The 11536-nt window shown below is 60.2% G+C and carries 11 protein-coding genes and 1 tRNA gene; 1 reads left to right on the plus strand and 11 read right to left on the minus strand.

What is annotated here, in order from left to right:
- Positions 1-48: 48 nt before the first annotated feature.
- Positions 49-125: transfer RNA gene (locus tag OEZ60_RS21470), tRNA-Met, on the plus strand.
- A 273-nt stretch (positions 126-398) separates the two neighbouring features.
- Here the strand turns inward: OEZ60_RS21470 and OEZ60_RS21475 are convergent.
- The 11 genes from OEZ60_RS21475 to OEZ60_RS21525 all read right to left on the minus strand — a co-directional run.
- Positions 399-830: a hypothetical protein gene (locus tag OEZ60_RS21475; RefSeq protein WP_263340813.1), complete on the minus strand. Its 432-nt coding sequence runs from the start codon at positions 828-830 to the stop codon at positions 399-401.
- Positions 830-1210 carry a hypothetical protein gene (locus OEZ60_RS21480; RefSeq protein WP_263340815.1) on the minus strand — a complete coding sequence of 127 codons (381 nt, stop codon included), beginning with the start codon at positions 1208-1210 and terminating at the stop codon, positions 830-832. The genes OEZ60_RS21475 and OEZ60_RS21480 overlap by 1 nt, the downstream gene beginning before the upstream one ends.
- A gap of 9 nt (positions 1211-1219) precedes the next feature.
- Entirely contained in the window at positions 1220-2590 is a 1371-nt protein-coding gene (locus OEZ60_RS21485; protein ID WP_263340817.1) for a hypothetical protein, read from the minus strand.
- A 304-nt stretch (positions 2591-2894) separates the two neighbouring features.
- Complete coding sequence (locus OEZ60_RS21490) at positions 2895-4940, minus strand: hypothetical protein (RefSeq protein WP_263340820.1); 2046 nt, start codon at positions 4938-4940, stop codon at positions 2895-2897.
- Positions 4937-5254 carry a hypothetical protein gene (locus tag OEZ60_RS21495; RefSeq protein ID WP_263340822.1) on the minus strand — a complete coding sequence of 106 codons (318 nt, stop codon included), beginning with the start codon at positions 5252-5254 and terminating at the stop codon, positions 4937-4939. The genes OEZ60_RS21490 and OEZ60_RS21495 overlap by 4 nt, the downstream gene beginning before the upstream one ends.
- Complete coding sequence (locus tag OEZ60_RS21500; RefSeq protein ID WP_263340825.1) at positions 5244-5453, minus strand: helix-turn-helix transcriptional regulator; 210 nt, start codon at positions 5451-5453, stop codon at positions 5244-5246. The genes OEZ60_RS21495 and OEZ60_RS21500 overlap by 11 nt, the downstream gene beginning before the upstream one ends.
- A gap of 98 nt (positions 5454-5551) precedes the next feature.
- Positions 5552-6349: a hypothetical protein gene (locus OEZ60_RS21505; RefSeq protein ID WP_263340827.1), complete on the minus strand. Its 798-nt coding sequence runs from the start codon at positions 6347-6349 to the stop codon at positions 5552-5554.
- Between the two features lie 308 nt (positions 6350-6657).
- Positions 6658-7242 (minus strand): hypothetical protein, encoded by a 585-nt coding sequence (locus OEZ60_RS21510; RefSeq protein WP_263340829.1) that lies wholly within the window; start codon positions 7240-7242, stop codon positions 6658-6660.
- Positions 7243-7515: 273 nt separating this feature from the next.
- Positions 7516-8691 (minus strand): tyrosine-type recombinase/integrase, encoded by a 1176-nt coding sequence (locus OEZ60_RS21515; protein ID WP_263340833.1) that lies wholly within the window; start codon positions 8689-8691, stop codon positions 7516-7518.
- 160 nt (positions 8692-8851) lie between these two features.
- Entirely contained in the window at positions 8852-10501 is a 1650-nt protein-coding gene (locus OEZ60_RS21520) for a recombinase family protein (RefSeq protein ID WP_263340835.1), read from the minus strand.
- Between the two features lie 517 nt (positions 10502-11018).
- On the minus strand, positions 11019-11536 hold a 518-nt coding region (locus OEZ60_RS21525; protein ID WP_263340837.1), incomplete at its 5' end, for a hypothetical protein.

The following is an 11536-nucleotide window of genomic DNA, read 5'->3' on the forward strand; positions in this document are numbered from 1 at the left end:
CTCGACGATGCGGCCCAAACTCAATCCAATACCGAGCGGGCCAATTGGCGCGGGGTGGAGCAGCCCGGTAGCTCGTCAGGCTCATAACCTGAAGGTCGTAGGTTCAAATCCTACCCCCGCAACCAAAAAAAATAAACACAATATCAGATACTTGCAGGCGCCCCAAGGGGCGCTCTTCGCGTTCGCGCAATGCCCGGTGCTACGCTGGTGCTACGGTTGGGGCGCAGAACGGAAGTCTGGCGAGACATCGGGGTCATTGGCACACTCCGACGATGCTTGGGTGCCTCGCGGGTGGAGAACAGATCTCCGCTAGTTCGTCACTGCATCCGCACTATTTTCTGGAAAGCTGCCTCTCGACCTTCGCGCGGAATTACTTGCTACAGCGGGTGGCAGCGTCCTTACCCCTCTGCCTCACCGAAATATTCATCGGCTTCATTCTCTGCTTCCTCATCTTCCAGCAGTCTTTCCTCGGTCACCCAATGAAACAGTATACTGCTGAACCGATCACGAGCACGGTGCCGCTTGGCAAACGACGCCAACGCTGTCTCAAACTGAACCATAACCATGAGGGCGTCGCTAACTTGTGGCAGAGTCTGATCGTCAAGCTGCTCCAAATATTTTCCCTCTGGCTGGCTCTGAAGGAAGACAAGTAGGTCTGATAAGACCCGATTGATGATTTTGACCTTACTAGCGCTCATTGTCGCTTCGGGCTTCTTCTTTGAGAGTTCTCTGATCTCCCTTAGAATTCCCGCAAACACCGGCTCAGTGGCATGATAGCTGCGAACAATGGCGTCTGTTGTTACATACTCCGGGCGGTCATCGTCCTGCATTATTTCCTCCCAATCTTTGAAGGTGGGGCAGCGCGGACATTGCTCGCACTACCATTAACCTGATAGTGCCAACCGCCTTCGTACACGACGTTGTCCGATCGAAATCGCTCCGCCTCCTCGATATACTGACCAAGGACCATCGTCACATCGCTTGTGGAAGGGAGATCATCGCTTTCGAACGCCTCAAAATCTGGAAACGGCCGATACTTTTCACCGAGTATCTGATTTCCCAGTTCGAGCACCTTATTGATCAATTTTAGTTTAAAAGCGTTGACGCCATCGTTGGGCGACTTCTTGGCGAGCGCTGCCACTTCGGCGTGCAGGCTATTTAGCTGCCCCGTAAGCTTTTCCAGTTTCTCAACATCTTCTCTTGCCTTCATACTGACCTCCTATGGGCATTCCCGCCTAAACTCGACATACTTCTTCAATACAACCTCAAGTGGCGCCCGCTGCTTGCTATGAAAGACTTCAACCATCTGTTCAATATCCGCATCGGTCAGAACAACTATCGCCTTGCGCTGGCCTGCCCACAAGTTGATCGTTCTGGTCATCTCTGCCCTTTGGAGCGGATTTCTGGTAACTAACACCCCGAAACGACCAAGTTCGTCTGCCAAATATCGGTTCAATTGATCTACATGCTCGCGTCCGATCTGCCGGACATTCTTGATCTCGAAGGTGATCTGCCGCGACCCGTAGTCGTCCATCATTTCCTGGAGGAAGGGCGTCGAGCGGGTGTTATAGAAAATCAAGTCGCGGATGGATACGCCGTCGTCCGTCCTTGCCTGCTCCTGAGCGAAGTCAAGCTGCGGATATAACATAGAAGGAAGCAACTTCCCGATTAGGGCTTCATACTCACGGTCTGCTCCATCTGTCTTGCCTGTCGGCAGCTTTTTGATACGTGCAAGTGCGCGTCTAGCCGACATAGCTGGCATTTGCGAGAAAAGCGGATCATTCACGCAGTCAGCAGCGGTGCGTTCCTTGGCTTTCACGTAGGCATCTACCACGCCGTAGTGGTCGCGGTTATAGTTCAAAACGCTCACACGGGTCAGTTCTTCCGGCGTGTGGGCTACTTCGTCCTGCGGACAATAATGATGGAAATAGTCCTCGTAACTAAGCCAGGGGACAAACCGCAACCAGCGTCTCGGAACGAAGATAATCGGTGATCCATCGTTCGGATTGACCGGCAAGGTAACGCCTGTGTGCTTGACGAAGGTATTTGCTCGATAGTCGTAGACATTTTCTACGTCGACGGGTTGGATGGGAACACCAAGCCGATTACACTGGTCAATCGTGAAGTCGATCAAGAAAGACTTCAGGAAGTTACAGGCAATATCGCTTACTCGGTCCTTGGAGATCCCATCTACGAATAGCTGAATTTCTTCGAAGTGCCTGAAGCCTGCTCTTTCGTATTGAGGGATGCGCCGAAACAGCGAGATTATCTCGCTCGCTTTTTCTTCGCCGATGCGCTTTCCTTTTCGGCGCGCGGATGTTCCCAGACCGACTTCGTCGCATTCCGACGCCAGAATTAACGTACTGACAGCCTGCGCTTGGTTACCGCTTTTGGCCAACGTTCCAAGATGGTTGAAGGCGTTGATAAGGCCAGTGTGGAGCATTTGGTCTTGCTGCGAAGGAGAACGCCACAACATGAATGGGTCAAGGTAAAGCGGCACATCCTCGTCGAAGAATGGGATTGCGAAATCCAGGTCGGCTTGGGCTGCGTTGATCCCATGGAAGTCAGTAAGTCTCGGACGTATCAGCAAGGTTAGGCACCGTCTTGAGATAAGGAGTGTCGCACAATCGCACCGTTTCGCGTTGCGCACATTGGCGTAACTCCTTCGCTGCGACAAGCTCGAACGGCCGGATCGGGGAAGCAGCGTTGCAGCAAGCCAAAAGAGTTGAAATTCTATTATGAATCGAACGGTTTCTGTTGCTGTCCGCCCTGTCCGCCTCCGTCCGCCCCAACCCTAACAACGGCTGATTGGCGGACAGGGCGGACAGCAGCGGACGGCCAAGGCTTGCCTTAGGCTTTAGGCAAAGCGACCTTTTCGCCTAGCCTAGCCTAGCCTAGCCTACGCTAAGGCTTAGGCGGATGAGCCGCTGCCGGTTCTTGCCTTCCCGCATGTGCTCGATGACGACGCCTTGCCGCCTGAGGAGTGGTGCCACACGGCGCAACTCGCTGCCGAAGATGCTCGGCTTGCGCGGGAAGCTCTCGGCGCTCTCGGTCTCGGCCGGGTAGCGCTTTCGCAACGTCACGGCCAGCTCGCTGGCCGTGCCCCGCCACTCCCCGACAGATTGCACGAAGGCCAGGACCACCGCTGCCACGGTGTTGTTGTCGATGGCGGTTTCCTCGCTCTCCCTGCGGTTCGCCTGGTAGGCGGCCAGGAACGCACTCTGGGGCCAGCCGAGGGTCGGTTCGGCAGCGGTGACCCAGCGGGCGAAGTCGGCCAGCCTGGGGCGCTCTGAGAGGCGCACAGAGTCGTTGTCTGCCATTGCCTGCGAGGTGGCGTCCAGGAGCCCCGCCAGGATGCGCGGGCGGGCCGCCTCGAAGCGCTCCCAGAAGTCGCTTTCGAAGGCACGTTCCGTCTCCGGGATCGTCGGCAGGGTGAGGGTGATTGCCCGATCCGCCAGGTCGGCGCGCTCGGCCAGATCGGGAATGCCGTTGAGGATCACCGGCCGGGTCGCCTGGAACAACACCTCCTCGGCATCGCTGTGCAGCTTGCGGGTGGCAAAGCCGCCCCCCGTCGCCAGACGGCAGAGGCCGTCCGCCATCGCGGGTTTGATCCGCGACAGGTTATCGAACGCCAGCACATGCGCGCCCTGGGCGGCAATCGCCAGGTCGCGCTCATCGCCTGGGAAGGCGCGGGCCGGGAGCGTCGACGGATCGACCAGCGACCGCAGCACCCGCGTCGTCGTGCTCTTGGCGCTGCCCTGCTCGCCCGAGAGCACCAGGATCGGATAGGGGCCGTCCGGGCGCAGCGCGCCGAGGAGCCAGCCCAACACAAGCAAGAAGTCGGCCTCACCGCCTACGTTCACGAAGTCCCGGAGCAGGCCGACGTCGCCGCTGCCGGGAACCGGCACTGGCAGGGCGGCCGTTCCGGGGCTGCGCCGGAAGCGTGGTTCCTTGCTCTGGTGCACGCGCCAGCCCTCGGGCGTGATCTCCACCGAAGACCAGTCGGATGCGCCGAGATCCAGGGCGTAGCCCTGGGCGGCCTTTCCGACACGCAAGGAAGCGGGACGTTCGGCGCCGTCAAAGAGCGCCTGGGCCTGCATCTGCCGGGCAGTGTCTTCGAGCCTGGCGCTCGCCATCGTCTTGCCCGTGGCGCGGTACTCCGCGTAGGAGAGGAGCTTCTTGAAGGCGCCGCTGTCGAGCGCGAAGGTTTCCCAGTGGCCGTCTAGCCGGATCGAGGCGAAGGGGCGCTTGTCGGGCGTGTGCCAGAACTCGATCTCCTCGAATAAGCTAGCTGGTTCCGATGCGTCGGCATCTGCCGCCTTAGCCTTAGGGTAGGCTAGGGGGGCGGCCACGTCGATGAGCCGGTTGATCTCGCGGACCGTCCAGCCTTCCGCTACCGCGTCGGCGGCATCCCATCCCTTACCGTAGGCTAGGCCAGGTGGCGCCCCGTCCGGATGCCTTACCTTACCTAGCACCACGTCGGTGGTCGGAATGATCCTCGGCGGTATTCCGAAAGCCTTATATAAGGTAACGGCCAGCCCCTCGGCGTATTTGCGCCCGGGCTCATCCTTGTCGGGCCAGAGGATCACGGTGCGGTCCTTCATCGCCGAGATATCCGACTTCTCGGCCGCGTTCGCCCCGCCGAAGGTCGTGGTCGCGACGTAGCCCAGGCTCGCCAGGGCATCGGCGCATTTCTCGCCCTCGGTGATGATCACCGGGCGGTTCTCGTTGGCCGCGATCAATTCGTCCAGTCGGTAGAGCGGCCGGTGCTCCGGTGCGGTCCAGGTGCCCTTCACCAGGTCATAGGGCAGGAAGAACTTGCGCCCGTCCCGGTCATAGCGGTTGGCGACCAGGACCGGCTTGCCGTCTTCGTCCCGGTAGACATGCTGGTGCGACGGTTTGCCCGCCTTCGGGTGGCTGAGTGTGGCAATCGTGCTCATGCGCTCATCCCCCAGGAACCGACCAGCTCGCGGGCCGCCTGCATCTGCGGCACGCCGTTCAGATAGGCATAGAGGCTCACCGGGTCGCCGCCCTTGTCGCCAGTCGCGAAGTCGGCCCAGCGGCCGACCTGGAGATTTACCTTAAACGAGCCCGGGCGCCGGTCGGCGCGGGTGGGATTGAGCGACACCCATTCCTGGCCGACCTGGCGGCCCTGCGGCAACCAAGTGCGTACCAGGGCGGGCCAGTTGCGCAGACAGGCCGCGTTGATCGCGGCAATGAAGACATGGCGGGGCTGGCGATGATCAGTTGTCATTGGCGGCGATCTCCTGGAGACGGGCAATCTCGAAGGCTTCCACGTCGTCGAGGCGATAGCGCACCAGGCGCCCGACCTTCACGTAAGCCAGCGGATAGCGCTTGGTGCAGCGCCAGGTGCTCAGCGTCGTCGTGGATACTCCCAGCCGGTCCGCCACGTCCTGCGGGGTAAGAAGTTGCTTCAATTTCAACGAGTTCATGGTCTTCCTCCTTGGTTTGAACCATGGAGGTAACCTGTCAGAAACGCCCGAATGCATCCATCAAACGCGATCGTAGAAGTGACGCGCGAAATCGGCCGTCACTTTTGCGATTGGGTCGCGCGAACCTCACGAATGGCAGTCACGATCTGGCTGCGCTTTATGTCTGGGGAGACAACGGCCATCACCCGCTCCACCGCGTCGACCAGGTTCGAGATCGTTTGGTTCGCGACCTTGAAATACATGCCCTCGGTAAAGGGATGCGGGCTGTTGGCTTCCCAATACGGACGCAGTGTTCTCAGGAATTCATGCAACGCATGATCCTTAGGAAGGGCTCTGGCCTTGCTTCGTGCACGCCATTCCCGCATGCGCTCTGAAAATCCTTCATCGGTTTCAAGTTTGATCGGCTCTTCCCCGTCAAGGCCTTCCAACACCTTCCGCTTGGGCTTGCGGTTGCTGGTCATTTCCAGACACGCTTGGAGATCGACCAGAAGCTCGCGATAGACCATGAAGATGTTCTGGCGCGTGCCGATCAGATCTTTGAGGGTTCTTCCGTCCTCAAACTCGTAAAAGCGCGGAAAGTCCTGGATTGTCTGCTCCAGCCTGCCTTCAACGCCGGGATACTCCAAGAGCGCCAGCAGAGCGTCATAGAGCGCGCCTGCGCTATCCGCCGCCGCTTCCAGTGCCTTGTTGTCGTCGCTCTCTGATCTGAGGGCGTCGAGGTCGAAGTATCCCGATCTGAAGGCGTCCAAGGCGCCGACAAGGGCGACCTTTGTGGCGTCGTCTTTTGGTAGCCCGGCGATAGACGCGAAGGACTCGTGTAAGTCGGGAGTGACCAGATCGTCAGCCTCAACGTCGACGGCGTCTACCCAGCCCGGCGTAATCGTCTCTATGTCCATCGTTCCTGCCTCGCTCACGCCTCATAACCCAGCATCGCCTCGGTGGTCTTGTTCACCGATTCCCGAACAGGGTCCAGATTGGGCCGGGCATAAACCGCTGTGGACTGGCGACTCTTATGGCCGAGCGATCCGGCGATGATGTACCCCCTTCGTCCGGCCGCTAACGATCTTGCGTCAAATCTTATATAAGCAAGGCATGGCTCCGCTTCAGCGACGATGCACCTCTGCCGCTAGGCGGTCTTGCTTCTCAGGCGGACGGCGAAGGAAGAACCGCGTGAGATGACCCAATCGTTACTATCTTGATGCGCTCAACCGCCCCCGCCAGGATATTTCGGGGGCGTATTGTAAACAATTCTGCTCGCGATTTCCGACGATTTATAGAAGGGATTCTTCGGGCATTCCGACAAGCAGGCGTGAAGCCCTGTTTCAGCCAAGGGCTGTGGAACGCCACTTTGGATCGCTTCTCGATACGACGACTCGCACCCAGCTTCACACGTCGACCAAGGGAACAGCGCATTTACCTTGGTGAAGTCCCGAAAACTGAACGGGCCGACTTCGATCTTCGGGACTGAACTCTTGATATCATAGGAAAATCGGCTGTGTTGAGCGTCCGTCGCGTTCCGCCTTGTTTCTACGACCTTCGCGCTACGGATCACGTAGATGAGTTTCAACGCCGGCTCGCCATCCGGGTCCACTCCGACGTGGATTACATCCTCTTTGGCAAACTCCACATACGTCGCGACATCAAGGTGTGGGTACAGTCTGACCAAACCGTCTTCGGATGCGGTACCAAGATATCCGATGAATAGGGTGGCCTCCTTGCCTGCATCTTCAAGTGCCGCAATGACGGGATGCCGTTCTAGATCTTGCTCAAGCGACTTCTTCTTATCCATTGTTCGCCTCCCTCCAAGTGATTGTAGGAAGGAGATTATACACGCAAAAGGGGATTTGCGGAACGCGAGCGCCAACGTCGCCAGATGCGAGCGGTGCTTTTCTGGCCTTGAATCGTAAACGAACGAATGAGCATCGGTCATGCTGGACCGGCGCGACGGCCCACCCGGTCAGAATATCGCCTCGCGGGTACAGTCTGGTAGACGCGCCTCGCGGCGCTACACCGGCCGCCGGATTGAATAAGAAGCTTACGGCAACGGGTCATTGAAGCATTTTCAATCGGCGGCATCCCCGCTAACTTGCGACGCATAGCCCAGCATCGCCTCCGTGGCCTTGTTCACCGAGTCCCGCACGGGGTCCAGGTTGAGCCGGGCATAGACCGCGGTGGATTGATGGCTCTTGTGGCCGAGCGACTTGCCGATGATGTAGCCGTTCGCCCCGGTCGCGGCCTGGTAGCTGCCGAGCGTGCGGCGCAGGTCGTGAATGCGCAGATCCTCGATCCCGGCCCCCGCCAGGATGCGGCCCCAGGCCTTCTTGGGGTCGGCGAGGTGACCGGTGCGGCCGTCGCCGGGAAACACCCAGGGGCTTTCCGAGGCGAGCTTGCGCTCGGTCAGGATCTCCATCGCCGGGCCGGACAGGTGCACGGTCTGCGCCTCGCCGTTCTTCGTCTCGGGAATGCGCCAGGTCGCGGTGGCGAAGTTGATATCCTTCCAGCGCATCGCCAGGAGGTTCGACTTTCGCGCCCCGGTCAGGAGCGAGACCATGAAGAAGTCGCGCGCCGCTTCATTCGGCTCGGCGCTCAGGGCGGCGAAGAAGCGAGGCAACTCGTCGGGCTGCAAGAACCGGTCGCGACTCTTCTCGCGGTATTTCTTGATGCCGATGGCCGGGTTGGTGCCGTCCCAGCCCCAGTCTATGGCCCTGTTGAAGATCGAGCGGATGCGCTCCAGGAGCCGGTTCGCCTGGTAAAGCCCGTTCTCCTTGCCGATCTTCGCGTGCAGCCGCTCGACTTCGGCCTTCTCGATGGTCGATATCCGCCGCTTGAACCAATGCGACAGGAACTTGGGTACCTCGCGTTCGTCATAGGCCCAGGAGCGCTTGTGGACCTTGGAGTATTTCTCCAGGTACTCGGTGAAGAGCGCGCCGAAGGTCATCTCGCCCCGGATGGCGCGGCGCTCCTTCTGCGGGTTCTTGCCGCCCGCGATCTTGCCCTTGGCGCTCGCGGCGAGCTTTCGGGCATTCTCGATGCTGATGTCGGGGAAGCGCCCCAGGAGGATGCGTTCCGGGCGTCCCTCCACCCGCTTGTAGAGATAGAAGCTCTTGGTCCCGGCCGGTGTCACCGCCAGGACAAGCCCCTTCTCCTTTTCGTCGTTATAGTAGTCTTTGCCGCCCTTCGGCGCGGCAGGCGCCTTCAGGAGCGCCGCCTTGGTGAAGTTCAGGTGATGGCTTGTCACGCGCTGTCCCTTCCGCTCTGGTGCTACGCTGGTGCTACACTTGAGAGCAATTTTGGGCAATCCTGAACAAAGATGGGTAAAATTGCTGTGTTGCTAACATATTGATAAAACTATAAAGAAATTCGAACCGCAAACTCCAACAAACATACGACAATGAGGCTCATAACCTGAAGGTCGTAGGTTCAAATCCTACCCCCGCAACCACCGTTACCGACCCAGCCCCGAGGCGTACCGCCCGGGGCTTTGTCGTTTCCGCTTCCCCCAAGGCCAGGATCGACGCCAGCGCGCCCACGAGCTCGATGGCATGGCCCTTTTCCCCGGGGATCATGCGGATCTCGCTCAGGAGCCCGCGGATCAGCTGGGCGGCCTCCTGGCGCGTCTCCGGCGCGTCGAGCGCCTCCGCGAGGTCCGCGACCTTCGCTCGGTAGATACCGGCGAGACCGGGATGCAGGCGGATCGGTTCCTCTTCGCCCAGCGCCTCGATCCCGGCCGCAAGAACCGCCTTTCGATCCTCGAGTTCCGTGAGCTTGTCGTTCATGCTCGGATGGCGCATGCCGTCGGCGATGGCGTCGACGATCTGGTCGATCTTGCGAGTGACCTGGCCGAGTTCGGTTTCCAGCCGGGAGCGTTTGGCGCGGTCGGACTGCATCAGCCTGTTGTACTCACGCTGGTACTCCGCGACGAACTCGGCGATCAGGTCGGGATGCAGCAGGTGCTCCTTCAGCCCGTCGAGCACCCGCGCCTCGACCTCGTCCCGTTCGATCGTGCGGCGGTTGTCGCAGGTGCCCTTGTTGCGGGCCGCCGCGCAGCCATAGCGGGTCTTGCCGACGAGAGTGTAGCTGGCACCGCAGCAACCGAATTTGAGGAGCCCGGAAAACAGGTAGAGCGGCCGGCGGGCGCGTTCGGGGCGCGTTGCGCCGTCCGGCGCCTGCATGTCGTGGCGCCGGTCTTCCTGCCGTGCCTTGGCCGCCTCCCAGAGCGCGTCCTCGATGATCCGCAGGTCGGGGACCGGCTGGACGACCAGGGCATCGGCCGGGTTCAGGCGCGCCTGGCGTTTGCCGGTGGCAGGATCCTTGACGTAACGCTGGCGGTTCCACACGAGGCGGCCGACATAGAGCTCGTTGTTGAGGATGCCGGTGCCGCGCTTTGGATTGCCGTGGATCGTCGAGGCGCCCCACGCCTTGCCGCTCGGCCCGGGCACGCCTTCGGCATTGAGTGCCGCGGCGATGGCGCGCGAGCTTTGGCCCGTGACATAGGCGCGGAAGATCCGTTCCACGATCACGGCCTCTGCCGGTTCGATCTCGCGCTCACCAGTTACCGGGCTGCCGTCGGCGTTGAAACGGCGAACGACGCGGTAACCGTAGCACTTGCCGCCTGCCGATTTGCCGTCCCGCGCGCGTCCCTCCTGTCCCCGCCGCGTCTTCTGCGCGAGATCCTTGAGGAAGAGAGCCGACATCGTGCCCTTGAGCCCGATATGCATCTCGCTGATCTCACCCTCGGCGACCGTGACGATCAGGATGTCGAGATAGGCAAGCTGCTTGTAGAGGCCCGCGATATGCTCCTGATCGCGGCTGAGCCGATCGAGGCTCTCGGCTACCAGCACCTCGAAGCGACCCGCCTGTGCGTCCTCCTGCATCTGCAGATAGCCCGGGCGCAGATGCGTCGACCCGCTGATCGCCATATCCGGATACACCGGACCCGCAGTCCAGCCACGGCCGTCGATCAGCTTCCGGCACACATGCACCTGATCCTCGATCGACGCGGCGCTCTGCATGTCCGTGGAATATCGCGCATAGATCGCTGCAAGCATCGCTTCGGCTCCCCTCAGAACGGCACATCGAGTCTATCTGAACGCGCAACGCAGGCGAGGGGAAATGTGGCGGCGGTCGTGTTCGGTCGTGGCTATACTTGTGATCAGTCCCCGCGGCTTCCCCCGTCCGAGGTTTGTCAATGCGGGCCGAATCGACCCCTACGCCCGCCCTCAAGCATCGGCCCGCATCGGAAACCTTCAGAAGCCGGCCATTCGCGGCATCCTGATTGAATGTTTGCCTCGCGTGAGAAGCGGCCGGTCGTTCTATCGCCCGTTGCCGCAATCTCGGAGAGCCTATGGCGTCTCACCTCACTCGGTCATCTTCTCGAGCCACCTATCACCAACCGGTCCGCCATCGCGCGGAGCATTTCCTTAAGAAGTATCCCATGAAAGACCCCTCCGCCGAGGGGTGTTCGAGGATCTCGACTTCCTACTGCGCGTACAGCATGAGATCGACGCCGCCGAAGAGCGTCAACTGCTCATGCAACGGCCTCGCCCCCGAGGGAAACCGCCTTGATCAGTCCATCTCGAGTATCTTTTGAAAGAACGGGTCGAAGATTGCCTTCACGCGGTCGAATTCCCTCTCCCGCAGGACCTGCCGCTTCGCCTCACCGTACGTTGCGATCGTGACGTCTTTCACATCGAGCACTGACGCGTCCTCAGTAGCGACGATGGTCTGAGCATCGTCGGGAACGTGATCGAAGATGAACTTCACCATCTGAGGTAGATGGACTTTGTCCTGACCCTGCTGGTTCGGCGAATCGACTACGACCGGAAACTGCACACTATCCGTAAACTTGGTCTTAGTATGAAGGAACGCGTAGTAGTAAGCCAGCAAGGCCCTCGGTCCCTCGCTTCCGCGCGCGACGTTGATCGAGACGATCGACTGCTTTTCCGTGATCCTCCCCCAGTGAAGTGGTCCGCCGTTATGTTTAGGAGAACGGAGGATCGACATGGCTACGAAGCGGCACAAACCTGAAGAGATTGTCATGAAGTTGCGGCAGGTTGAGGTGCTTGTCGGGCAAGGCATTGCAC

Source organism: Albidovulum salinarum, assembly GCF_025673475.1.
GTDB lineage: Bacteria > Pseudomonadota > Alphaproteobacteria > Rhodobacterales > Rhodobacteraceae > Albidovulum > Albidovulum salinarum.